This window comes from Vibrio sp. 9-16B-A1 (assembly GCF_056726165.1).
In genome coordinates, this window is the sequence record NZ_JBSDZD010000005.1 from 174,666 (window position 1) to 198,989 (window position 24,324).

A 24,324-nucleotide genomic window follows, 5' to 3' on the forward strand; every position below is an offset into this window, starting at 1 on the left:
CATGGCAGAACTGATTTTAAGCTGTCTGTTTGTGGTGTGTGCCACGCTGATTGTCTATCACCATATCGGCTATCCGCTGCTGCTGAAAAAGCTGGCAGGAAAAATTCCACAACGGGAAACAGACACAGCCCAGCGGGGTTATCGCAGCCATCAGACAGACTCCGGCCTCCCATCGGTCACCATACTGGTGCCCGCTTATAACGAAGCGCGCTGGATAGCAGACAAGATCCGAAACCTGGCCTGTCTGGATTACCCGCGGAACAAACTGGTTATCCGGATCGTCTGCGACGGATGCAGCGACAACACGGCGAACATTGCCCGGGATACCATTCAGGAAGCCACCTGTGCTGATACCCATTTTGAGATCCGTGAATATCAGCAAAACAAGGGCAAAGTAGCAATAATCAATCAGGAAATGGCTGAAACAGAAAGCGACATTACCGCCATGAGCGACGTCTCAGCGCTTATCTCTGTCGATGCGCTGCTGATTGCCGCAGAGCACTTTGAAGACATTCATACCGGCGTGGTTAATGCCACCTATCAGTTGCTCGACCAGAGCAACGCAGGTGAGAGTGGCTACTGGCGCTATCAGAGCCAGCTCAAACAGAGCGAAACCAGCCTGGGATCTTCACTGGGCTCTCACGGCGCGTTTTACCTGTTCCGTACTCATCTCTTCCGTCCGCTGGCGGCTAATACCATCAACGATGACTTCATTTTGCCAATGAACATCGTCCGTCAGGGGTACCGGGCTGATTACAACACCAGCATGGTCGCGCTGGAGCAGGAGCCCACCCCGCCTCAGGCTGACTTTCGCCGCCGTTTGCGCATTTCAGCGGGCAATATGCAGCAGGCCATTGAGCTGGCCGCCCTGTTCCTTCCCAAATATAAAGGCGTGGCCTTTGCGTTCATCTCCGGCAAAGGACTGCGCCTGGCAACGCCATACCTGATGATCCTCTGCCTTGGCACCAGCCTTGCCCTCGCCTGGCAGCCCCTGTTCGCCCTGATGCTTGGGCTTCAGCTGGCCGTCTATACGCTGGGGCTGGCGAGCTGGCGCTGGCCTGCTCTCTTTAGTCATAAAATCTGCCGCTGGCTCAGTTATCTGCTGGTTGGCCATACTGCAAATCTTCTCGGCGGACTCCGCTACCTGCTGGGAATGGAATCTCAACGATGGACCAAAGTGTCCCGTTAAGGAGTGAACATGAACACCTCAACCACCATCACTGTCACCAAACGTCTGTTCGACCTGGCCGGCGCCATCGCCGGAATACTGCTGACCCTGCCACTGTGGCCGGCTATCGCCGCCGCCATCGCTCTGACTTCACCCGGGCCAGTGTTCTACCGCCAGCTCAGGGTGGGGAAATCCACCCCGGAAAAAATGGAGTTTTTCGAAATCATTAAGTTCCGCACCATGTACCAGGACGCCGAAGCCCGCTCCGGCGCGGTCTGGGCAACCGAGGGTGACCCGCGTATCACCCCGGTTGGCCGCTTCCTTAGAAAGACCCGACTCGATGAACTGCCTCAGCTGATTAATGTGCTCAAAGGAGAGATGTCGTTGATTGGCCCAAGACCAGAGCGCCCGGGCTTTTATCAGAAGCTGGAAAACGCGATTCCGTTTTTCGTCGAGCGAACGTATGGCGTGCTGCCTGGGATCACCGGGCTGGCGCAGGTCAACCAGGGCTATGACACCTGTATTGATGATGTACGGCGTAAAGTCGGCTTTGACCACAGCTACGCGCTGTCACTGACCTCGGTATTCCGCTGGTTTGTTACTGATGTGAGCATTCTGATCCGTACCCTGTGGGTCATGGTGGATGGACGGGGACGATAGAGCCAAAAAAACAGGAGCCCGCAGGCTCCTGTTGTCTTTTTTTACGATTACTGACACTTAGCCAGCATCACCGACTCCGGCGCGCCGTTGTCCTTAAACTTCAGGCTCCAGACGTACTGGCCTGCATCCAGAACCGTAGCAGCGGTGTTTTTATCGTAACCACCGTGAGTCAGCGTGGTTTCTTTGCCCAGCGGCAGCATCAGACCATCAGCCGTGTACTGCGGGCTCCAGTCCGAGTCGGCAAACTGCACCCGGTAACCGCCCTTCTTCTCATCGATCACCAGCTGGTACACGCCCTTGCCTTTGTATTCCATCAGGCGCGAAGACTGATGCTTCCAGCCCGTCAGGTCGCCCACCACATACAGCTTGTCACTGACCGGCCCGGCCTCTGACACCGTTGGGTTATCACAGGAGGCCATAAACGCATCGCCTTCAATAACAGAGCCAGCCCCTGCTGTCGCGGCACCGACAGGGCCACTTTCAAGCGGGGAGTCCACTTTCAGGAACCGTGCCTGGAATGGGTCAAGGGTAACCGAATAGTGACCAGAAGCCGCGCTCATCGAATGCCCGCTTTCAAGGTCAGTCAGTGTCCCCGCAGAACCGAGCTGTTCTGAACTCAGGGACAGGGTCTGGGCCTGATTACTGGTGCTGACCAGATACACGACCGCATCATCACCGGACTGCTTGTGGTCCACATACGCGGTCTGAGAAGCGACGATATTAGTGCGTTTACCTCTGTAGAGCGCCGGGTGCGCACCACGAATGGTCATCAGGCTGGTGACGTACTCTTTCAGCGCTTTTTGCTCTGTGGTCAGGGTGTGCTTTGTCACCCCATCCACTTTACCGTCGGTACGGGCTACGTGGTCATCACACAGGCCCTGTACTGCGCAGTCGTTATCGACCTTAGCAGCAAACCCATCGAGTTCGTCGCCAATTTCATCCCCATAGTAAAGTGTGATAGGGCCGGTGTAAGCCGCCTGGAAAGAGAGAGCGGCGCGGTACCGTTGCCAGTATTCAGCGTCAACCGGGTCGGCAATATTGCCGCGTTGAAGCAGGTCGCCAAAGCGCACCAGGTCGTGGTTACCAATCATCAGGTTAGGTTTGGCATGATCAGGATAGATGCTGTGCAGGCGCATGCCTTCGTCCAGCCAGTCACCACCTTTTCCACCGGTACCACCTTCGCTGACCGCAAAGGTCTCAACCAGACGGTAGCGAACCGGGAAGTCAAACGCTGAGCAAAGGGCTGGCGCGCCTTCTGCGCCATAGCCGGTCTCGGTAATGTAGTTTTCGTTGTTCCAAATCTCCGCCACCATATAACCCAGCGGATTCACGGTTTCGCCTTTGGCGTTCTGGTAAGTCACCGAAGCCGATGCCTCATCAACCGCTTTACGGATTTCAGTCCAGGCCGGTGTCGGTACCTGATAAGCCTGGTCGAGACGCCAGCCGTCAATCTTCAGCTCTTTAATCCAGTACTGCGCCACCTCTTTGTAGAATGGCAGGCTCTCAGGGTAAGAAACCGGGTTGCTCTTACCGACCGGTTTCAGGCCAGACGGTGAAGCCACAACGTTCTCTTTGTGGTGACCAAACACCCCGTCAAACAGCACATACATGCCTCTGGCGTGGGCTTTTTCCACCAGTTCACGGGCATCTTCCATGGTGCCAAAACGCGGATCGATAGCGAAATAGTCAGTAGCAAAGTAACCGGTCGCATCCAGACGATCCGCCCAGTGATCCTGACCGTCCACCGGGACAGAGTTAAATACCGGTGTCAGCCACACCGTATTCATGCCCAGCGACTGAATATAATCGAGAGAATTGATGATCCCGCGGATATCCCCGTTGTGCGCACTGGTGCCATAACCGGTACCGTGGCCAATCGCCGGGTCTCCGTCCACAAAGCTCTCCACCATCACCTGGTAGATCCGAAGATCGTCTTCCGCCACTGCTTTACAGGCATAAGGCGCGACCGCCACTGCATCCGATGTTTTGTCTGCACTGGTACTGCTGCAGCCAGCAAGTAATCCACCGGCCAGCAGCGCAAGTGTCAGTTTGGTAAGTTTCACGTTTTGGCATCCTTTTCTGGTTATAGTCATGCCATGATATGCAAACTTATAAAAGTTAAATCATCCTTTAAAACATGGAGTTAGGGAGTAGACAAAGGGGTGAGTTATCCCGGTCACATTCGGTGATAACCCGAAACGACACCGGTCACATTTTGTACAGGCATTAACCTGAAAAATGCTTTCATCACGCGCAAAAGTGACGTGCTGCACAAATCCTCATCATTACCAGGGAAATGGTCAGTTATTCCCTGCACCAGCTTTACCTACCCCTAAAGTGTTACTACCCTCAAAGTGTTCAAAATACATACAGGGTGTAACAGACTATGTCGACAAAGAAACGCCTCGTTATTGTTGCTGCCGTCATCGGCCTGATCGCCGGCTGGATCACGCTGGGCGGCACTGCAGCCATCATGCACTATACCTCAGACACCAAATTCTGTGTCTCCTGTCACTCGATGCAAATCCCGTTTGAAGAGTATGAGGGTTCCATTCACTACAGTAATGCCAAAGGCATAAGGGCAGAGTGCTCTGACTGCCACATCCCTTCCGACCCCATTGGCTATGTCGTGACAAAAATCCGCGCCTCCAAAGACATCTACCACGAGTACATCACCGGAAAGATCGACACCGAAGAGAAGTATGAACAGCACAGAATGGCCATGGCTGAGACCGTCTGGGCGCAGTTCCGGGCCAACGACTCTGCAACCTGTCGTTCCTGTCACACCTTCGATGCCATGGATACTTACGAACAGAGTGAGGAAGCGGTAAAGATGCACGAGTACGGTATCGAAAACAATCAAACCTGTATCGACTGCCACAAAGGGGTTGCTCACTTCGCACCTGAACCTGAAATGGACAGCGAAGCGCTGGACCGTCTGATGGCCGCGACTGAGAACACCGATGCCGCTGCGAAAACCGTCTATCCGGTCACTCAGATTGATATCGGAGAGCTGGGCAGTATCAATCCGACAGCGAAACTCGATGTAATTGCTTCTGAAAACGGAATCCGAACCGTCGAGCTGCACGGGTATCAGATGAAAAATGCCGAACAGGTCCTGTACTTCGGAGAAGGCCAGCGGGCCATCGTTGCCATGCTGACCGAAGAGGGCCAGAAAGCACTCAAAACCGGAGAATACAAAGCAGACGAATACGGCAATGAATGGCGCAGCGCGATACTGACCGCACAAACCGACGCCCCGGTACTCGACTCACTTGAGCCGGTATGGGCGTACGCAGAGCAGCTCGATACGGTCTACTGCTCCACCTGTCACGCCAAAATCCCGGGCCATCACTTCACTGTGAATGCCTGGGGCCCGGTAGCCAAAGGGATGGGTGAACGTACTGATATCTCGGACGAAGACCTTGAACTTCTGACCAAATACTTCCAGAACCACGCCAAAGACGTGGCTGGCCACTGAGAAACAAAAGGACATAAATCATGACTGATATTACCCGTCGCGGATTTTTGAAAGGTACAGGCATGGCCGCTGGTGCGCTTGCCATCAACTCCCTCACTCCTCTGCCTGTCTCTGCTGCCAATAAGCGTGGGAAAGGCGTACTGACCGCCGGTCGTATGGGGCCGCTGCTGTGTGACGTAAAAGACGGCAAGCTGGTCGCGACCACTAACGCCCTGCCTCAGACAGTGCCCAACAGCCTGCAAAGCACCGGACCGGACCAGGTGTATACCAAAGCGCGGATCAAATACCCTATGGTGCGCAAAGGCTATCTGAACAACCCTGAAAGCCCGAAAGGCATGCGCGGGGACGATGAGTTTGTCCGTGTCTCCTGGGATCAGGCGCTGAAGCTTATCCATGAGCAACACATGCGGATCCGCAAAGCCAACGGCCCTGAATCTGTGTTTGCTGGCTCTTACGGCTGGCGTTCCAGTGGCGTGCTGCACAAAGCCCAGACCCTGCTTCAGCGCTATATGAGTATGGCAGGCGGCTACTCTGGCCATCTGGGTGACTACTCAACCGGTGCGGCTCAGGTGATCATGCCACACGTTATGGGCTCTATCGAAGTGTACGAGCAGCAAACCACTCACCCAATGGTCATGGAAAACTCTGACGTCGTTGTACTCTGGGGCATGAATCCACTCAACACCCTGAAAATCGCCTGGAGCTCAACCGACTGTACCGGCCTTGAGTTCTTCCACCAGCTGAAAAAATCCGGCAAAACCCTTATCGCTATAGACCCCATGCGCTCTGAGACCATCGAGTTCCTCGGTGACAGCGTAGAATGGATTGCGCCGCGCCCGATGACCGATGTCGCCATGATGCTGGGTATCGCTCATTCTCTGGTGAGCAAAGGCAAACACGATACTGAGTTCCTTGCCAAATACTCCGTTGGCTATGACAAGTTTGAAGCCTACCTGCTGGGTAAAACTGACGGTGTAGCCAAAACGCCGCAGTGGGCAGAGAAAGTCTGTGGCGTGCCTGCCAAGCAGCTCGAAGTGCTGGCAGACATTTTCAGTAAAAACCGCACTATGCTGATGGGTGGCTGGGGGATCCAGCGCCAGCAGTTTGGTGAGCAACGCCACTGGATGCTGGTTACCCTGGCAGCCATGCTGGGTCAAATCGGTCTTCCTGGCGGCGGCTTTGGATTCTCTTACCACTACTCTAACGGCGGTAACCCAACCCGTGATGCGGGCGTGCTTCCGGCTATCTCTTCTTCCATCGGTGGTGGCTCTTCCGCGGGTAATGACTGGGCAATTTCCGGCGCGGTCAACGCCTTCCCGGTAGCAAGGATCACCGAAGCTCTGGAAAATCCTGGTAAGAAATACATGCACAACGGTAAAGAGCTGACCTTCCCTGAGATCAAAATGATCTGGTGGGCCGGCGGTGGTAACTTCACTCACCACCAGGACACCAATCGCCTGATCAAAGCATGGCAGAAACCCGAGCTGGTTGTTATCTCCGAGATCTACTGGACAGCAGCAGCCAAGCACGCCGATGTGGTGCTGCCGATCACAACGTCGTTTGAACGCAACGATATGACCATGACCGGTGACTACAGTAACCAGCATCTGGTGCCAATGAAGAAAGTCGTCGAGCCACAGGGCGAAGCGCGCAACGACTTTGATGTATTTGCCGATATGGCAGAGCTCATTAAAGCTGGTGGGCGCGATGTCTTTACCGAAGGCAAAGACGAGATGGACTGGCTGAAAGAGTTCTACGATGCGGCTCAGAAATCCGGTAAAGCAGCCCGGATACGGATGCCGAAATTCGGTAAGTTCTGGGATGAAAACCAGCTGATTGAAATGAAGTTCAACAAGAAAGCCGCCAAATTTGTGCGCCATGCTGACTTCAGAAAAGATCCGGTACTCAACCCGCTCGGCACTCCAAGCGGTAAGATTGAGATCTATTCAAAAACCGTTGAAGGCTTTGCCCTGAAAGACTGCCCGGCTCACCCAACCTGGCTGGAACCGACCGAGTTCTACCCTAACGCGAAAAACGGCGAACTGCAGCTGATGACCGCTCACGCAGCGCACCGTCTGCATAGCCAGTTTAACTACGCCAAACTGCGTGAAGAGTATGCCATCGCCAACCGCGAACCTGTGTCCATCAACATGGAAGATGCGAAGAAACACGGCATCAAAACCGGTGACCTGGTACGGGTTTACAATGACCGCGGCCAGGTACTGGCAGGTGCGCTTGTCACCGATGGCATCAAACGGGGTGCGGTCTGTATCCACGAAGGCGGCTGGCCGGATCTGGATAAAGCCACCGGCCTGTGTAAAAACGGCGGCGCCAACGTACTGACCCTGGATATCCCGTCATCCCGCCTGGCCAACGGCTGTGCGGCTAACTCCGCTCTGGTGAAAATTGAGAAATACACCGGACCAGCACTGGAGCTGACGGCGTTTACTCCTCCGATAAATGCTCAGCCTGAAGTCTAAAACAAGCCGGGAAGCCAGCTGACAAGCTGGCTTCTTTTTGAGTTCAGCCCCCATCCAGGCTGGTGGGCTGAATACAAAAAGGCCGCTCTCGTAAAGGAGCGGCCACGTACATTACTTAAACTTACCAGGAAGAACTATATTAACCGGAGTACCAGCTTCAGTTGAAATCCCCCGCGGCATATAAACGTTACTAAAATTCAATTGGTAAGGAACCAGCTCTCCACCTTCCATCAAGCTGTAATTTATATCACCGCTGTCCGTCAGGCTAAGAGTCCCCTTTTCATCCTCGTTCAGTGCTTCACCACTCTCCTGAATAGGATACTCATAAAACGTTCTCCCATAAGAAGAGTGAAGACCATTCAATTGCAGTGTGTAACGATGCTTATCACCAGCGATAACAATCGTTGGCATTTGATCATCAGGCATTAGAACACTGGCCAGAACCTCGGTGTTGCCATTTTTTGAAAACTCAGGATTACTAACTATCTCCAGTCCGCCCGTCTCAGAGCTTTCTTCTACAGTGTCAAAAATCAACACTGTACTGTTTTTGAGTACCACAGCCGTTTTTTTAACATCACCGGCATGAACTGATAGCGTGTTGATCACGCCTAAGTCTGGACCAGAAACGATCCCGCCAGCTTCAGCGCTGAACTTAATATTTCTTACATTAGCCTCTGACTCTGATGATTTGGACAGCAGGCTTAAAAGAACGTCACGACTGGTCCCATCTTGTTGTTCAGGAATGTTCAGCGTAGCTAATACGCCGTTCTCACCGCCAACTGCAAATGGTACAAAGCCAGAATTCCATTTAAACTGGTCGTTTTGAACTTTGTCCTTTGTTTCAACATCAATAACAATATGCTGATCTTCTGTGTCCCGAAATGCCAGATACTTTCCAGAGAAGGAAACTTGGTTTTGTCCAATTGTCTTCACTAACTCAATATCGGCGAACTTCCTGACCGCCTTCGCAGGCTTCGAGTTGTCGGCAGGAATGTCAAATGAGAACAACTGGGACTCATTGCCGTTCTGATCGCTTGGTTCAACAAGAAACAGAGGTTTGTCAGTACTGTTATACACTGACTTAGCTGCAAGAACTTTTGAATCACCAGCGGCTTCCAGATCGGAGATATCAAGGTTCCAGGATTTACCTTCAGAATTAACAAGGTACATGCCCACTTCTCTCTCAGCAGTGCATTGCTGGCTCTTAACATTGAGTTTGACGTTTTCCGTCATTACAATGCGGTAACCGTTACCAAGGTCATCTTGCATACGTACAGCAACTGGCTCATCAACCAGTTTTCCGTCATCCAGGTAGCGACACCCCAGAGCTTCTATTTTTTTAACCTCAGTGCTCGTAAGAACCTTTCCGCTGTCTCTGGCATAAGCCACTTTGTTGACTGGTTTCCCAGCAATACCTTTCTCTTCACCAGATGTCTTAAACCACTGTGGTTTAACTACTTCTTTACCATCAGTAATAGGATATACGTTAAAATCAACCGTTGCCGCAATTTCATCTAGTGAGAACAGATCTGTGCTCTTAAGCGAAACATTCACAACCTGATCTTGAACCGGAGTCGGTTTTGGCTCAGGCTTCGGGTCCGAACCTCCGCTTCCGCCACATCCGACCAAAATTGCAGAGATACATACTGAGAGAGCTAGTTTTTTCATTGTTTACCTTTGAGGCTATTGATAACGACGACTTTAGGTTTGATGAGATACTACTTGCTAAATTTATGTATTATGTCAAAGCAATGTCAGAATAACTCTCATTTGACCAATGACGAATCATGAGACTTGACCAGGAAAACAAAGAGAGGAGAAAAAAGGGCGATACCACCAGGTATCGCCCATAACGGTTACAACTGAACCACAAAGGACTGGTAAGGCTGGAGAGAAACCCTTGATGCCAGTTCCGGCACCTGAGGGTAGTTACTGATAAGGCACTGCGCGTCCCTGCTTTGCAGTGTTTCTGGTAATTCAAATTCGACCACATCAGCGCTGAAGTTGTTCACCACCAGCAGCTGGTGCTGCTCATCACGGCGCAGATAAGCAAAGACCTTGCTGTGCTCCTCTGCGACCGGTACAAACTCACCATAAGTGATCACCGGGTACTGCTTACGCAGACTGACCAGTTTCTGGTAGTGGTAGAACACCGAATCCTGATCGTCCAGCGCGTGGGCAACGTTGATTTGCGGGTAGTTCGGGTTTACTTCAATCCATGGTGTGCCGCTGGTAAAGCCAGCCTGCGCTTCGCCGTTCCAGTGCATCGGGGTACGGGCGTTGTCACGGCTGTTGGCACCCAGCGCCGCCATCATCTCTTCATGGCTGACACCTGCATCGGTTTTCACCTTATAGAAATTAAGCGATTCGATATCCCGGTACTGCTCCAGGTTTTCGAACTTCACGTTAGTCATGCCGATCTCTTCCCCCTGGTAGATATAAGGGGTGCCTTTAAGAAGATGCAGAGCGGTGCCAAGCATCTTGGCTGACTCAACCCGGTATTGCCCGTCATCACCATATTTGGAAACCGCACGAGGGAGATCGTGGTTATTCCAGAACAGTGAGTTCCAGCCCTGGCCGTCCAGCTCCTGTTGCCACTTGGTCAGTACCTGCTTGAGTGCGCGCAGGTCTGTTGACTGTGGCTGCCATTTGTCGCCGTTGCCCCAGCCAAGCGTAATATGCTCGAACTGGAACACCATAGACAACTCTTCACGTTCCGGATGGCTGTACAGTTTGGCGATCTCCGGGGTCGCGCCCCAGGTTTCCCCAACCGTCAGCAGGTCTCTGTCCCCGAACGTTGCTCTGTTCATCTCCTGCAGCAAACCGTGAAGGCGCGGACCGTTACCGGTAATCCCTTTGTCGACTTCTTTGCCGATGAGGTCAATCACATCCAGACGGAAGCCACCGATGCCCTGGTCAATCCACCAGTTCATCATCTTATGCACTTCTTCCTGAACTTTTGGATTCTCCCAGTTCAGATCCGGCTGGCGACGGGAGAAGAGGTGGAAAAAGTACTGCCCGTTCTGCTCGTCCCACTGCCAGGCACTGCCACCAAAAACAGATTGCTGATCATCGGGCGGTGATCCGTCTGCTTTGGCATCACGCCAGATGTAAAAGTCCCGGTAAGGCGAGTCTTTGCTCTGGCGGGCCTGTTTAAACCACTCGTGTTCATCCGACGTGTGGTTCACAACCAGATCCATCACGATCTTAATACCACGGGCGTCAGCTTCACGGATCAGCGTCTTCATGTCATCCATGGTGCCAAATTCCGGTGCTATCGCCTGGTAATCGGAAATATCGTAGCCGTTGTCATCCATCGGAGACTGGTAAACGGGGGAAAGCCACAGGACGTTCACCCCAAGCTGGTTCAGATAATCGAGCCTTGAAGTGATGCCCGGGATATCACCGATACCATCACCGTTTGAGTCACAAAAGCTGCGCGGATAGATCTGGTAGACTACCGCATCATGCCACCATTTGTTGTCCATACGTTTCTGCACTACATATCAATAAGGAATACCCAAAGAATAGCGACTGCTGACTGATTTAGAAAATAGCCCTCCCCCAACCAGATATAGTATTTTCCTATATCACGAGACATCGAAGTGACGAGTTTCAAACAAATGCTATAGGTTTCGATGATTTCCTTTGACAGGAGTCGCACCTGTATCACACTCTTTTTTCATCACCTTTTAAGCACACTTCCGGCATGAACAAACACCACCACTATTTTCTTCACGTTGCCCATCACGGCTCGATTAAAAAAGCGGCAGATGCACTCAAACTCAGTCAGCCGTCACTGACCGCAGCAATTAAGAAACTCGAAGCTGAGCTGGGCGTTGCCCTGTTTGAGCGACGCTCAAAAGGTGTGGAGCTGACAGAATATGGCCACGTATTTCTCAACTACGCCAGAGAGCAGCAGGACAAACACCTTGAGCTGGTTCACCGCTTAAATGAGATGTCCCAGCGTCAGTTTGGCCGGATCAAACTCGGTACCGGTGAAGCCTGGTGGGAGTGTTTTGTGCGTGATGCGGTAAAAAGCTATCAGCAAAGTGCCCCTTCAAGCTCCTTTCATCTGGAGTTTGGTAACCACCTCTCGCTGATGCACCACCTTATCCGCAGCGAGCTGGACCTGTTTATTGGCCACGAAGTGCAGAACCTCTCTCAGGACGTCAAAGTCCGCTATATCCCGCTTATTCAGGAGCGTGAAGCCTATTATGTTCGCGACGGCCATCCGCTGCTGCACCACCCGGAGCCAACAGAGGCAATGGAAGAGTACCCGGTACTGCGCGCCACACCGGATCATATCCGCCACGGCTCAATGCTGCTGGACGCCCCGGTAACCCGCCAGGAGCTGGATATGCCCGCCAACCGGATCATCTATGACGTTGATTCACTTTCTGCCAGCGTCGATATGCTGCACCTCTCTCAGGCCGTAATGCCCTATACCAACAAGCTGGCACCGTGGCTGAAGACTAAAGGCATTACCTGCCTGGCGGTCAATGAAGAGAAAGTCGGGAACGTTGGGATCTACGTTCACACCGGGGAGTTGAGTGACAAGGTGGCGCTGTTTATTGAGAAGCTGGAGCAGGCGATTGGGGAATCTGAAGTAACGCACTAAACCGCTCCAAAAAAGCCCGGCACATTAGCCGGGCTGAAATGATCAGGGTCAGTTACTGACAGTCAAACGGGAAGCTTTTCTCATCCTGCAATGACCAGCCGGTAACGAAAGTACGGTTGAAATCACTGCACATTTGGGTGATTGGCATGTGAATAACCATATCACTGAAGGAACCTACATCTACGCTGCCGTAGCTGATAGCTTTATCTACCGTCAGGTTTGCCTGACGTGCAAAAATCAAACCGCTTACATTCAGGGTATCAGCCCTCTGGTGGGAACCTTCCGATACGTTCAGGCTATCAGCCTCAAAAGTGTTGTCGACACGTGCAGACGATGCAGAACGAACCATAAACTGCTTCACAGCCGCATTGCCTTTTGTTCGCATGCTACTGCTGTAAATCACATCACCGTTGTTTGCGGTCAGATCACCACTCACTTTCATTGCAGAGCTCAGTTTCACACTAAATGAGTCTGCAGTTACCGTAACAGCATTCAGCGCAGAAGCCGCTTTAAGATCAAGCGGACCACTCACTGTCAGAGTTTCAACCTGAGCAGACGCACCGTTATTCAGGTAAACGCTGTCTGCCGTCATGGTTTTACCGTGCAGACTTGCGCCGTTCGCCACCTCAATACTGGCAGTATTCAGGTTAGTAAACTCCATGGAAGCGCTGTTATCCAGATAGATGTGTTTGGCTTTTTCGGCAGGAGAAAACAGGAACAGGCGGGATGCCTGATTAACATACAGCTCTTTCTGTGTAAGGTCACTATTTAGTGCCAGTGCACTGTTCCCCGTAACGATAAGCTGAGCCAGCTCTGGCAGGGCGACACGGTCCAGATACACAGAACCACCACCGTCGGTCCAGAATGCCCGGGGAACATTGGTCGAGATCGTCACCTGGCTCAGGCTGACATCTGTTTTACCGCGCACCAGTACCGGTGCGGCAATCTCGCCACCTTCAATCCAGATATTATCGCGGGTTACCAATAGTTCGCCACCCTGCTGAGGGTCACCATTACAGGCACCGGTCAAAGTCAGCTTGGTAAAGCGGCTCGCCGTTGGCGCTTCAAAGTATTTAACCAGCGCGTTTGGATCTGCCGAACAGTCTACAGCATCCGCAACAAAGCCCTTATTTGCTTTGGCGCTGTTGATCATGTTTTCCAGATAGGTGAAGTTGCCATTCATATCGGCCGATTTAATCACATCCCCGGCTTTGAATACCGTCAGGGAGTCAGCTGCCATTCCTGGTTGTGAGGCCAGGCAGCCACCCGCTACCAACATTGCCAGCAAGCTTTTATTCATGTTCATAATATTTTCCTTAATTCTTCGATTAATTCCAGGTCGCCTGGTCAAATTTTGCGTTGTCAAAGGTTGCCGCGGTGCTCACAGTACAGGCATCGCCCACGCCATCTGCGTTACTGTCAGCCTGATCCGGGTTTGCGGTGTCCGGACAGTTGTCGCTCTTGTCACCAACGCCATCATCGTCTCTGTCAGCAGACTCGTTCGGATCATCCGGGAAGCGGTCTTTGTTATCGCCAATCCCATCCTTATCCCGGTCGTACTGCTCAGTGGGGTCTTCAGGAAATGCGTCCGCATTGTCACCCACTTTGTCCTGGTCACTGTCTTTCTGTTCGGTTGGATCTTTCGGGAAGGCATCCGCGTTGTCGCCGGTGCCGTCTTTATCGGTGTCCTTCCACTCTTTAGGATCGTCAGGGAACTCATCGGCGTTATCCCCTACTTTGTCTCCGTCCCTGTCATACTGTTCAGTCGGGTCTTCCGGGAAAGCATCGGCATTGTCTCCAAGACCATCAGCGTCTGAGTCTTTGCTTTCTTCAGGATCAGTAGGGAACGCATCGGCATTATCGCCTACGTTGTCGCCATCGGTATCGAACTGTTCAGAAGCGTCGTCCGGGTAGTTATCCGCGTTGTCCCCGACACCATCGCCATCCCTGTCACTGCTCTCCTGAGCGTTGAACGGAAACTTGTCTTCGTTGTCCGGAACCCCATCATCGTCATCATCGGTATCGTCAGTCACTTTGCGCCACTGGTCACCATCAATCACCACCACTTCATCTTCAGCCAGGTCTTTCACCAGCAGGGCTACGTCATCGGCTTTTTGCGCGACCGAATCGGTCTGCTGCGCCTGGCCTGACGTTTTCGGCATCACTTCTGCCTTAACCAGGGCTTCCGCTTTACGCATCACGTCTTCTTCAGCACCGGCAACGTAATCACCCAGAAGTTTATCGGCGGGAACATTCAGCTTTCCGGCCACTTCTTCGGCCGCCTGCTGTTTTGTCAGCGAAGGCGTTTTGATCATTGAGATCTGAACAAGAGTAGAAAGAGGGGTGATCTCAGTTTCACCTGCCGGAGCAGACATCAGATAGCCCGCTGAAACAGGAGTGTCCGGCGCGCTTTCATCAATAGTTTCCCCCGCAACAGCCCGGACTATCAAAGGATAACTCTCCGGATTGCTGATCCCCGATACGTCGAGGTTTGCCTTACCTCCGGAACCCGTTGTCGCTTTAGGCTCCCCCTCTTCCCAGCGATAGTTCTTATTTTTATCCAGCCAAACTTCTGCGTTGCGCAGATAACCATCAATGGCGGTAACCTGCATATAGCTTTTTGTTTCGGGCGTTGTTCCCGCACCCGAATCTCCGCCACCACATCCGCTGAGCACGGCAGCAGCCACCAGTGTCAGCACAGGATATAAATGACCCGTTTTCATAAGTACTTCCTTAGTTGAGTAAATGCTCAATACCATTCTAATACTTTCCCTAATGCCATTCTTCACCCAAATGGAGACAAAACCAGTTATTCACAGAGCCGATAGGGCATGTGCTGAAGTTCAAGAAACCAATATTCAGCAAATTATTTCTTTCTTGTTTTGAGTTGGTTAACAACATGCAAACAGAAACCGTGCTATCTGTTTAATGGTGTGAATTTAGTGTTTGCATTTTTCTTCAAACGGAAGCCTGAAGCTATGAACAAAAACGATAATATTCCTCTGCCCAGCAACACTCATGAGTGGTTTTTTAACCGCAGCAGTATCATCATCCTTCTTGATATTGCATTGTTCCTGGTGCTTTACCATACGCTGCCTTTTGAACCACAGATCGTACTGGGGATCAGTATGCTGCTGTTTATCGCCATCCTGTGGCTGACCGAGGCGCTGCATGTCACTATTACTGCACTGCTGGTTCCTTTGATGGCGGTTGGGCTGGGTATCTTTAATACCCAGACTGCGCTGAACAACTTTGCCAACTCCACCATTTTCCTCTTCCTGGGGGGCTTTGGTCTCGCTGCGGCCATGCGCCGTCAGGCTCTGGATAAAGTTATCGCAGACCACGTACTGCTGATGGCAAGGGGCAAGATGAGCACCGCTGTATTTATGCTGTTTGGTGCGACGGCTGCCCTGTCAATGTGGATCAGTAACACCGCCACCACAGCGATGATGCTGCCGCTGGTACTGGGTATTCTGGGCAAAGTAAACGAGGAAAGTGGCCATAAAACCTATGTGTTTGTACTGCTGGGTATCGCCTACAGCGCCAGTATCGGTGGTATCGCCACCATTGTGGGCAGCCCGCCGAATGCTATTGCAGCCGCCGAAGTTGGCCTGACATTTACTGAATGGATGAAGTATGGTGTGCCTGCAACCCTGATCCTGCTGCCATCTGCTATCACCCTGCTCTACTTTATTCTGCGGCCGGATCTGAAAGGCACCTTTGAGCTCAAGCACGAGCCGGTTGTCTGGGATAAAGGTAAGATCGTGACCCTAGGTATCTTTGCCCTGACCGTCACCCTGTGGATCTTCAGCAAACCAATCAATGCCATGCTGGGTGGCTTTGCCAAGTTCGATACCCTGGTTGCCCTGCTGGCGATTGTATTGATCAACTTCGCCCGGGTAGTGCACTGGAAAGACGTAGAAAGAACCGCAGACTGGGGCGTACTGCTGCTGTTTGGTGGTGGTATCTGTCTGAGTAATGTACTGAAAGCAACCGGCACCAGCCTGTTCCTTGCTAACGAACTGAGTGAAGCAATCTCCCACTTTGGGATCCTCTTCATCATCCTGATCATTGCCGCATTCGTGGTGTTCCTGACCGAGTTCGCCAGTAACACCGCCAGCGCCGCGCTGCTTGTTCCGGTATTCGCTGCCGTAGCAGAAGCATTTGGCATGTCACCGGTGATCCTGTCTGTACTGATTGCTGTCGCAGCATCCTGTGCCTTTATGCTGCCGGTAGCAACACCGCCAAACGCGATTGTGTTTGCATCCGGCTACATCAAGCAGCAGGAAATGATCCGGGTGGGCGTACTGCTCAATCTGCTGTGTATCGGTATCCTGACCCTGATCGCTTCCATGTTCTGGGCATAACTGACACTCAAAGTAAAACGGCCGCACTTAGCGGCCGTTTTCTTATATACATTGCTACACCTGCATAAACTTAGCTTCCGCCCGGGCGCACACCTCTCCTGCCGATATAATGGTCGCTTTCAGCTGTGATATTCCCCGCTTCTGACTCAGCAGTTCCGCACTGATTTTCAGCTCACTCTCCACCGGAACCGGCTTCAGATAGCGCACCTTAAGCTCAGCCGTCATCGCGGTAATGCCGCAGCCAAACAGGCAGCGCGTCATCGCCGCATCCAGCAGGGTACTGACAATGCCGCCGTGAAGCACATTGTCATAACTCTGAAGCACAGACGGCATAGTAACGGAAGCAGACAGCCTGCCGGGCTCTGTCTGAACATATTCCGGCGTTGGAAACAACGGGTGATCACTGCACACCAGGCAGGCCTGGTGAGAGGAAGGTAAAGCGTGAGACATCTGAAAATCCTTAATGCTGCGGTTGAATTTGCAGCGAGGTTTTTAGCATATGCCAGAAACCTCCTGACATCCAGAGCAAAAATATTTGTGTACAAGTGTAAAAATGCAAAATTATTTTATATTTCACATTGAATGATATGCCAGATTTTATACACTATGCGTTCCTGTAATCCGATAAAGCGAAAAACAACATGATCGAAAGAATGGAAACCAAGCAGCGCATGAGCCGCATCGTTAAACACAACGGTACTATCTACCTGTGTGGCCAGGTTTGTGCAGATGCAACTCAGGGCATCAAAGAGCAGACTCAGACTATGCTGGACAAAGTTGAAACCCTGCTTGAGCAGGCTGGCAGTGACAAAGAGCACATGCTGTCTGCAACTATCTACATCAAAGATATGCAATATTTCGCTGAAATGAACGAAGTATGGGATGCATGGGTACCTGAAGGTCACGCTCCTGCGCGTGCCTGTGTTGAAGCAAGCATGGCGCGCGACGCTCTGCTGGTTGAGATCTCTGTGATCGCTGCTGAGAAGTAATTCTCGACTCTGAATACTGAAAACGGCGCATTATGCGCCGTTTTTTTTATCAGGCTATCTGTGGCCTGCCCACTCTTGCTCTTACGATATCGTACAACCAGTTATACACCACCGCGTAAACGAGGAAGAACACAATCATGGTTATCTCAAGCGCCAGTACATCCCAGAAGCCGCGCTGCAGGATCCACATCAAAATCGGCAGGGTGATCAGCATCAGGCCAAACTCAAACATAATGCCGTGCATTACTCGCAGGCCCAGTTTGCGCTCCATCCGGTTAGCCCCGAACACCTTGTCAAAGCCCAGGTTGAAAACATAGTTCCAGGCCATCGCCAGCAGGCTCATCAGGATCGCTACTCCTGTCATGGTATGCGTATCAATTCCCCCCACCAGTTGACCCAGTGGGACCACCAGCAGCAGAGCAAACACTTCAAACAGCACACTGTGCAATACACGTTCTTTTTTAGTCATGGTTTTCGCCTTATTTGTTCATTTCCGGCCCGGACGCTCAGATTAAATGTGATCGGAACCGGATTTACTGGCGATTCTATCTGTTAATATGCGATTTAAAAGTTAGATACTATCGGTTTTACAGATATGCTAAACCTCAACCAGCTGCACACCTTTGTCACCTGCGCCGAACAGGGCTCGTTCTCTGCCGGGGCCCGTAAACTCGGAAAAGCCCAGTCTGTGGTCAGCCAGGCCATCGCCAACCTGGAGATTGACCTGGACCAGGCGCTGTTTGACCGCAGCGGCCGCTCTCCGGTTCTTACCCCTGCAGGCAACCGGATGCTGGAACACGCCAAAGCTATCCTGGCCCAGGCACAGGAGATGGAGCAGGCAGCGCTCAGTCTCTCTATGGGCGCTGAAACCGAAATCGTCATGTGCGTAGACAATGCCCTGCTTACCCCGCCATTGCTTAAGATGCTGAGTGAGTTTCGCAGCCGGTTTAAAGCTACCCACCTTGAGCTGCATGTGGTGGAGAACCGCCAGATCGCGCCCAAAATCAAAGCCGGCAAGGCCCACCTGGGGCTGATGCTGCTCGATCCTCACCTGATGATTGGTGTCGAACAGAGTTTTATCGGCAAGGTCGATTTCTTTACCGCCGTTCATCCCGGCCATCCGCTGGCGAGCTACCCTGAGATCAGCCGGGGCGATCTCTCCCGCTACCCGCAAATTGTACTTTCCAGCCGGGAAAGCGCCCTGCCCGACTACGCCCCGGTGATTTCTCCGGAACTGATCTCCTGTAACGATTTTCAGATGATGGGACAACTGGCAGCGGCCTCTCTGGGATGGACATATATACCGGCGCATATCGCACAGCCTCTGATTGATGAGGGCAAACTGGCCAAAGTCGATGTACTATTTGATACAAAGACCTGGCAGGTACCGGTTGACCGTATTACCCAGCTGGGCTCAGTCCGGGGGCCTGCACTGAGCTGGCTGATGAGTGCGACTGAGCAGGTGTTCAGCTGATAAGTAAACACCTGCCGGAATGATTTAAACTCAGCAAAAGCAACAAGAATAAGAAGGCAAGGATGCGACTGTCGATATTTACCAAACTGTTTTGCTCTTTTCTGCTGGTCAGCCTGGTGCTGTTTTCCGCCAGTGCGCTGCTGATCAACACCAGCCTGAAACAGGGATTGCAGGATTATCTGAACCAACAGGAGCTGGAAAAGGTCACTACCCTTTCCGGGCTGGCGTCCTCTCTTTATCAGGAGCATGGAAACTGGGATCCGGTACGCGCCCGTCCCTACCTGTGGGCCGACCTGCTGCGCGAACTTGGCGAAATGCCGCCACCCCAGCGGCGTATGCCCGGCCAGAAAGCCCCGGCATTCAATGGCCAGACTCCGCTCAGCCACCGTATCAACCTGCTTGATGAAAAAAAAGAGATGGTACTGGGGCCAAGGGAAAACATCCTCAACCCTCCCGCAAACAGCGCCCTGACTTTTGAAGCCATTAAGTCCGGTGACAACACCGTAGGCTGGATAGCCATCCGCCAGAGCCTGAGTATTGCAGAACCGCTGGCCGACAGTTTTTTCCAGCACCAGCGCAAACAGGTTTACCTAATCATGGCAATGGCCGCAGCCGCTTCACTGCTTATCGCGCTGATGCTGATGCGCACCTGGCTAAAACCACTCAAGGCCCTGCGCCAGGGCACTCAGGCGCTGATCCAAGGCAACCTTGAGCACACCATATCAACCCGTAGTTATGATGAGTTTGATGATCTCGTCAGCGCCTTTAATCACCTCAGCGACGCTCTCAAACACCAGAAAGAACTGCGTGAGCAATGGCTGGCAGACATAGCACACGAACTTCGCACACCGCTGGCGGTGTTGCGCAGTGAAATTGAAGCCATGCAGGACGGGATCCGCCAGCCAACTCCGGCGCATATCGACAGCCTGCATGACCAGGTCCTGAACCTGACCAAACTGGTAGCAGACCTCAATACCCTTTCACAAACGGAGCACTCAGGCTTTTATAAGCTAAGCGAGACTCTTGATTACTCAGACCTGGCAGGCAGGATTTGTCTGCAAAACCAGACCCGCTTTGAACAGCACCAGCTAACCCTTGAGTGGGATATCGCACAGGGCATTACCGGCCAGGGCGACACCAAATCCATTACCCAGCTGATAAACAACCTGCTGGAAAACAGCCTGCGCTATACCGATGCAGGCGGCAACGCCAGTGTTACTGCGCGCCGCATCAGTAACGTACTGGAACTCAGCATCTCAGACACGGCACCTGGGGTACCAGAGAAGTCTCTGGGTAAGTTATTTGAGCGGTTATACCGGGTGGATAAATCCAGAAGCCGCGCCGAAGGCGGCAGCGGACTTGGGCTGGCGATCTGCAGGAATATCGTTCAGGCTCACGGCGGCAGCATCAGCGCCGGACACTCATCAACCGGTGGGCTTTGCGTTACTGTCCGGTTGCCACTTGGCGACAATAAACAATAGTGTGATGCCGGCCAGAGCTATTGTTCTGGCTGGCATCACACATCCTCATACTTGCCCTAATGCTTTATGAAATGCATTTCAATACAAAAAACCTGGTTTTACACTCCTCTTGCATTTGCTGACATTCCTCTGACCTAACAACCCTCAAACTGGTGATAAATTAACCCCATCGAGAGAAACGTTAGACATAGAAAGTAATACCACTGACCGCTAACTAAGCGTCAAGGTGTTACGGGTTTCAAGCTGATGCTGGCCAGCAATCCTGCCGCTTCAGTAAATTTCTGTTGATGCCTCATCAAGATACTGTCCCGAAAGACTTCAAGGTAAACGGATTTCACCTATGTATGCTTGCTTAACCAGGCTGCACAGATTTATTCCGTTGATGATTTACAAGCTCTTCATCAACCTTAATTTTGACATTGGAGATTAGGCCATGAAAAAATTCGTTGTATTACTTGCAAGCATTATGTTCAGTGTCTCTGTATTTGCTAATTCCGGGAGCACAAACGGAGCAGGTTCCGGCGCAGGCGGCCCATTTGTAGAGTGTAAACTTAACGATGGTCGTGTAGATTTCACACCGGTCATGAACTGCCAGCACAAAGGCGGAGAAGTAATCAGATAATAACTGCATCTGAAATCTGGCTTCATATTTAAGAGAAGGCTTGTTGTACATGTACAACAAGCCTTTTTTCTTGCTTTCTTAAACACATAAAAGATCAATTACTTTTTATATCACTTCGCTCACGCTCCATTCACAGCAAAATCAGAAACTGCGAACAGAGAGCATGCCAATCACGTGAAATGGCGCTAAGCTAACCGCTAAAGAACTCACATACTGGCGTTATGAGTCCAGCCATCACAAGGAGTCCCGGTGACAGGAAGTAAACATATTCTGATCGTAGAAGACGAGCCATCCCTGTCTCAGGTCATGGCCGAATACCTGCAACACGCCGGTTTTCAGACCCACCAAATCGCTGACGGAACGCAGGCCATCCCGTGGCTACGGGCCAACTCAACCCAACTGGTACTGCTCGACCTTATGCTGCCGGGCCGCGACGGCCTGGATATTTACCGCGAGCTGCGCACTTTCAGTGACGTTCCGGTGGTAATGGCGACCGCCAAAGTCGAAGAGATCGACCGCCTGCTGGGACTTGAGCTGGGCGCCGATGACTATATCTGCAAACCCTACAGCCCACGGGAAGTCGTCGCCCGAATCAAAAACGTCCTGCGCCGCAGCCAGGCTGCCAATACGCCGGTAACCGCCGAGCCGGTACTGAAGATCGATCCCCCAACCATGACCGCTACCCTGCACGGTCAGTCACTCAGCCTGACTCCGGCCGAGTTTCGCCTGCTGGCACACTTTTATACCAACCAGGGGCGAATCTACTCCAGGGATCAGCTTATCGAGCATATCTACGATGACCACCGGATCGTCTCCGACCGGACCATCGACAGTCATATTAAAAACCTGCGTAAGAAAATGCAGCAGCTTGATCCGGAAGGGGATTATATTAAGTCGGTTTATAGTGTGGGGTATAAGCTGGAGTTGCCGGTTGGGTGTTGCCGTGGCTTATAAGTGGACAAAAGTGAGTTTAGGGCTTCGGTAGCTATCTACCTTTCGGATAACTTTTGGTATCCCAAAACGCAGAACGGCGCCACTTTACGAGGAGCCACTCGTGAAAAGTTCTGGACATTAGCTTCCATCCCCGACCCAAGGTTTCAGATTCACTTTATGCAGATTTTTTCGGAGAACATACAAAACACGATTAACTCTTAAAACGCTTCTGCCCCGAACTGTGTTAGAGCAGGTACTCGTAACATTTCTACAAGCACCTTTTTGACTTAATTCCTCTAATTCATTTAGTAAAAATAAAATGCACAGCACCATGGTGGCTATTGAGGTTCATACCCCAATGGTTACCACCAAAATTAAAAAAGGAGGTTGTCTTGTGAGTAACATTATCGTTGAAATTGTGAAAACCCATATCCAGAGAATGGTTGTTGGGGGATTAAGGTAAGTCACGAGAGTGGAGATCTGTTTTTCGATACTGGTTACATTTATGAAGGACAAGGTGCAGCGCATAGGGCATTTTGTAAATTGTTAGATAGCTTACCTCAGAAAGACTCTTAATCTGTTTCTGTTAAGAATATTCGTGACGGGCTTGGTAAGATATATTTTGGAAGTCCTGATAAATAAAAGCTACCTCGTTATGATGTGGCTCAGTTTAAAAATCATATTAACTTTTCCATTATGAAAGCATCTGAAAGTTCTTTTGTTAGGGTAAATCCCATTTTCTCCCAAAAGCCCTTAACTGGATTAGTTTTTCTTACACCAAGTCTAAGTTTATTTGCATTCATACTATTTTTACAAAGTTCTTCTAACATAGAGAAAATCATTCTACCTATACCGATGGATTGCTTTTGTTCCTGAATGGCAAACAATCCCACATAGCAAACATTCTCTTCTGGGAAGTCCTCAAGTAAGTCAATTAGGCCTGCAGGAGTTCCATTAATTGAGATAATAAAAACATGCTTTTTTCTGAGCTCAAATACTGGGGGTGTATCAAAGAAAAACTCCTCAGCGGCACTGATTGGGTCGCTCTTGCCTGCCACATTTATGCTGTACGTTTTCAAGTCAGAAAAAATCTTGCACACGACTTCCAAATCAATCTCATATTCCGCTTTTCTAATATCGGCTTTCATTTCCTTACCTTTGACTTAGTGAAGATACATTCCTCGTCACTAGAATAAAGCTATCATTTAGCCAAGTCTATCTGAAGGGGGGCCTGATAGATGACGAGTGCACGATTTTTATAACCGCTATTGAGTAAAAAAAAGCCACCTCCTGAGCCTGCGTTTCAGCGAAACTGAATCTGCCTTTGACTACATGGCTGCGACGCGTGAATCTGATGATACCTTTGTCTGACAATCGCTGCGTAAGCTCTCGCAATCCCGAACATTTCTGTATGATAAAGTTGTCTATTTCATTGAGCCGACGAAAGAAAATTAACGTTTGATCAATCAGGGGCATATGAGTTAGAGCAATCTGTCAGATCTGATTAAACCTTGAATTGAAAAGTGACAGATTGCGTCCTGACTAATCCACTTTAATCCCCTCTATTACCGTTAAACGTAGTTGTGCGGCGAACTTAGTAACGTGGATAGGTTGCCTACCATATTGAACTGTATCGTTATACCTGAGGTAATCCGCTTAACGCTAAATTAGCAAAGTCGCTGACACGTTTCTGTCCGTGCGACGTGAAGTCGCATGAAGCGCTGTTCACCGCGATAAGAGTGAACCGTTTGTATCACCAGACGACCCTAAGGCTCTGAATAAAGCAGCGAGCCTGACAATGTAACGAAGTTTGGTACTGTGCCAAACGGGAGCAGAACCGCGAGGAGATGCTCCTCCTGATAACCACGAATTGGGTGAGTGCTAGGGAATCAGTATGATGAACGAAAGTGAATCCATGTAAGGTGCGTTATATGATGAAGCAGCGGAAGTGGTTAATACGCTGTGGCCAAACGGCGATGGGAGTAGGAAAGAGGTTGGACAATACTCTTTCGTGATCGATAGGCTCCTCGCACTATAGTGGGCATCTA

Annotated in this window: 18 protein-coding genes; 10 read left to right on the plus strand and 8 right to left on the minus strand. The window is 51.2% G+C overall.

Going from position 1 to position 24,324, the window contains the following annotated elements:
• The first annotated feature begins 1 nt into the window (after position 1).
• Both ACVB80_RS10370 and ACVB80_RS10375 read left to right on the plus strand, forming a co-directional pair.
• Positions 2 to 1,189, plus strand: coding sequence for a glycosyltransferase family 2 protein (locus ACVB80_RS10370; RefSeq protein ID WP_481081214.1), 1,188 nt, complete (start codon positions 2 to 4; stop codon positions 1,187 to 1,189).
• Positions 1,190 to 1,198: 9 nt separating this feature from the next.
• Complete coding sequence (locus ACVB80_RS10375; RefSeq protein ID WP_481081215.1) at positions 1,199 to 1,828, plus strand: sugar transferase; 630 nt, start codon at positions 1,199 to 1,201, stop codon at positions 1,826 to 1,828.
• A 47-nt stretch (positions 1,829 to 1,875) separates the two neighbouring features.
• On the opposite strand, the gene ACVB80_RS10380 is transcribed toward ACVB80_RS10375, so the two are convergent.
• Positions 1,876 to 3,921, minus strand: a complete 2,046-nt coding sequence (locus ACVB80_RS10380) for an alpha-amylase family glycosyl hydrolase (protein WP_481081216.1) — start codon at positions 3,919 to 3,921, stop codon at positions 1,876 to 1,878.
• A 293-nt stretch (positions 3,922 to 4,214) separates the two neighbouring features.
• Here ACVB80_RS10380 and ACVB80_RS10385 point away from each other — a divergent pair, with 293 nt between their 5' ends.
• Together ACVB80_RS10385 and ACVB80_RS10390 are read left to right on the plus strand one after the other, a co-directional pair.
• Complete coding sequence (locus tag ACVB80_RS10385; protein WP_481081217.1) at positions 4,215 to 5,309, plus strand: NapC/NirT family cytochrome c; 1,095 nt, start codon at positions 4,215 to 4,217, stop codon at positions 5,307 to 5,309.
• A gap of 20 nt (positions 5,310 to 5,329) precedes the next feature.
• On the plus strand, positions 5,330 to 7,789 hold the full coding sequence (locus ACVB80_RS10390) for a trimethylamine-N-oxide reductase 2 (protein ID WP_481081218.1): 2,460 nt from the start codon (positions 5,330 to 5,332) through the stop codon (positions 7,787 to 7,789).
• Between the two features lie 111 nt (positions 7,790 to 7,900).
• On the opposite strand, the gene ACVB80_RS10395 is transcribed toward ACVB80_RS10390, so the two are convergent.
• On the minus strand, positions 7,901 to 9,457 hold the full coding sequence (locus ACVB80_RS10395; RefSeq protein ID WP_481081219.1) for a hypothetical protein: 1,557 nt from the start codon (positions 9,455 to 9,457) through the stop codon (positions 7,901 to 7,903).
• A 188-nt stretch (positions 9,458 to 9,645) separates the two neighbouring features.
• Entirely contained in the window at positions 9,646 to 11,277 is a 1,632-nt protein-coding gene (locus tag ACVB80_RS10400) for a glycoside hydrolase family 13 protein (protein WP_481081220.1), read from the minus strand.
• A gap of 221 nt (positions 11,278 to 11,498) precedes the next feature.
• Here ACVB80_RS10400 and ACVB80_RS10405 point away from each other — a divergent pair, with 221 nt between their 5' ends.
• A complete protein-coding gene (locus ACVB80_RS10405; protein WP_481081221.1) occupies positions 11,499 to 12,410 on the plus strand; it encodes a LysR family transcriptional regulator in 912 nt (303 codons plus the stop codon).
• A gap of 52 nt (positions 12,411 to 12,462) precedes the next feature.
• On the opposite strand, the gene ACVB80_RS10410 is transcribed toward ACVB80_RS10405, so the two are convergent.
• A complete protein-coding gene (locus ACVB80_RS10410; protein ID WP_481081222.1) occupies positions 12,463 to 13,716 on the minus strand; it encodes a hypothetical protein in 1,254 nt (417 codons plus the stop codon).
• Between the two features lie 22 nt (positions 13,717 to 13,738).
• Entirely contained in the window at positions 13,739 to 15,133 is a 1,395-nt protein-coding gene (locus ACVB80_RS10415) for a thrombospondin type 3 repeat-containing protein (protein WP_481081223.1), read from the minus strand.
• A 255-nt stretch (positions 15,134 to 15,388) separates the two neighbouring features.
• On the opposite strand from ACVB80_RS10415, the gene ACVB80_RS10420 reads away from it, so the two are divergent.
• Complete coding sequence (locus tag ACVB80_RS10420) at positions 15,389 to 16,777, plus strand: SLC13 family permease (RefSeq protein WP_481081224.1); 1,389 nt, start codon at positions 15,389 to 15,391, stop codon at positions 16,775 to 16,777.
• A gap of 54 nt (positions 16,778 to 16,831) precedes the next feature.
• On the opposite strand, the gene ACVB80_RS10425 is transcribed toward ACVB80_RS10420, so the two are convergent.
• Complete coding sequence (locus tag ACVB80_RS10425) at positions 16,832 to 17,227, minus strand: PaaI family thioesterase (protein ID WP_481081225.1); 396 nt, start codon at positions 17,225 to 17,227, stop codon at positions 16,832 to 16,834.
• Between the two features lie 191 nt (positions 17,228 to 17,418).
• Here ACVB80_RS10425 and ACVB80_RS10430 point away from each other — a divergent pair, with 191 nt between their 5' ends.
• Complete coding sequence (locus ACVB80_RS10430; RefSeq protein ID WP_481081226.1) at positions 17,419 to 17,766, plus strand: RidA family protein; 348 nt, start codon at positions 17,419 to 17,421, stop codon at positions 17,764 to 17,766.
• Between the two features lie 49 nt (positions 17,767 to 17,815).
• Here ACVB80_RS10430 and ACVB80_RS10435 read toward each other — a convergent pair whose 3' ends face one another.
• On the minus strand, positions 17,816 to 18,235 hold the full coding sequence (locus ACVB80_RS10435; RefSeq protein WP_481081227.1) for a PACE efflux transporter: 420 nt from the start codon (positions 18,233 to 18,235) through the stop codon (positions 17,816 to 17,818).
• A gap of 126 nt (positions 18,236 to 18,361) precedes the next feature.
• Here ACVB80_RS10435 and ACVB80_RS10440 point away from each other — a divergent pair, with 126 nt between their 5' ends.
• The 3 genes from ACVB80_RS10440 (at position 18,362) to ACVB80_RS10450 (ending at position 22,297) form a co-directional block, all read left to right on the plus strand.
• Positions 18,362 to 19,240: a LysR family transcriptional regulator gene (locus tag ACVB80_RS10440; RefSeq protein WP_481081228.1), complete on the plus strand. Its 879-nt coding sequence runs from the start codon at positions 18,362 to 18,364 to the stop codon at positions 19,238 to 19,240.
• Positions 19,241 to 19,302: 62 nt separating this feature from the next.
• Positions 19,303 to 20,721 (plus strand): ATP-binding protein, encoded by a 1,419-nt coding sequence (locus ACVB80_RS10445; RefSeq protein ID WP_481081229.1) that lies wholly within the window; start codon positions 19,303 to 19,305, stop codon positions 20,719 to 20,721.
• A gap of 871 nt (positions 20,722 to 21,592) precedes the next feature.
• Positions 21,593 to 22,297, plus strand: coding sequence for a response regulator (locus tag ACVB80_RS10450; protein ID WP_481081230.1), 705 nt, complete (start codon positions 21,593 to 21,595; stop codon positions 22,295 to 22,297).
• Positions 22,298 to 22,953: 656 nt separating this feature from the next.
• Here the strand turns inward: ACVB80_RS10450 and ACVB80_RS10455 are convergent.
• Positions 22,954 to 23,424 (minus strand): GNAT family N-acetyltransferase, encoded by a 471-nt coding sequence (locus tag ACVB80_RS10455; RefSeq protein ID WP_481081231.1) that lies wholly within the window; start codon positions 23,422 to 23,424, stop codon positions 22,954 to 22,956.
• Positions 23,425 to 24,324: the final 900 nt, after the last annotated feature.

Bases quoted from the DNA above. Each gene is read 5' to 3' on its own strand.
- ACVB80_RS10435 (WP_481081227.1), bottom strand. From the start codon at position 18,235: ATGACTAAAAAAGAACGTGTATTGCACAGTGTGCTGTTTGAAGTGTTT.
- ACVB80_RS10430 (WP_481081226.1), top strand. From the start codon at position 17,419: ATGATCGAAAGAATGGAAACCAAGCAGCGCATGAGCCGCATCGTTAAA.
- ACVB80_RS10400 (WP_481081220.1), bottom strand. From the start codon at position 11,277: ATGGACAACAAATGGTGGCATGATGCGGTAGTCTACCAGATCTATCCG.
- ACVB80_RS10380 (WP_481081216.1), bottom strand. From the start codon at position 3,921: ATGACTATAACCAGAAAAGGATGCCAAAACGTGAAACTTACCAAACTG.
- ACVB80_RS10370 (WP_481081214.1), top strand. From the start codon at position 2: ATGGCAGAACTGATTTTAAGCTGTCTGTTTGTGGTGTGTGCCACGCTG.
- ACVB80_RS10405 (WP_481081221.1), top strand. From the start codon at position 11,499: ATGAACAAACACCACCACTATTTTCTTCACGTTGCCCATCACGGCTCG.
- ACVB80_RS10415 (WP_481081223.1), bottom strand. From the start codon at position 15,133: ATGAAAACGGGTCATTTATATCCTGTGCTGACACTGGTGGCTGCTGCC.
- ACVB80_RS10425 (WP_481081225.1), bottom strand. From the start codon at position 17,227: ATGTCTCACGCTTTACCTTCCTCTCACCAGGCCTGCCTGGTGTGCAGT.
- ACVB80_RS10455 (WP_481081231.1), bottom strand. From the start codon at position 23,424: ATGAAAGCCGATATTAGAAAAGCGGAATATGAGATTGATTTGGAAGTC.
- ACVB80_RS10385 (WP_481081217.1), top strand. From the start codon at position 4,215: ATGTCGACAAAGAAACGCCTCGTTATTGTTGCTGCCGTCATCGGCCTG.
- ACVB80_RS10445 (WP_481081229.1), top strand. From the start codon at position 19,303: ATGCGACTGTCGATATTTACCAAACTGTTTTGCTCTTTTCTGCTGGTC.
- ACVB80_RS10390 (WP_481081218.1), top strand. From the start codon at position 5,330: ATGACTGATATTACCCGTCGCGGATTTTTGAAAGGTACAGGCATGGCC.
- ACVB80_RS10395 (WP_481081219.1), bottom strand. From the start codon at position 9,457: ATGAAAAAACTAGCTCTCTCAGTATGTATCTCTGCAATTTTGGTCGGA.
- ACVB80_RS10410 (WP_481081222.1), bottom strand. From the start codon at position 13,716: ATGAACATGAATAAAAGCTTGCTGGCAATGTTGGTAGCGGGTGGCTGC.
- ACVB80_RS10375 (WP_481081215.1), top strand. From the start codon at position 1,199: ATGAACACCTCAACCACCATCACTGTCACCAAACGTCTGTTCGACCTG.
- ACVB80_RS10420 (WP_481081224.1), top strand. From the start codon at position 15,389: ATGAACAAAAACGATAATATTCCTCTGCCCAGCAACACTCATGAGTGG.
- ACVB80_RS10440 (WP_481081228.1), top strand. From the start codon at position 18,362: ATGCTAAACCTCAACCAGCTGCACACCTTTGTCACCTGCGCCGAACAG.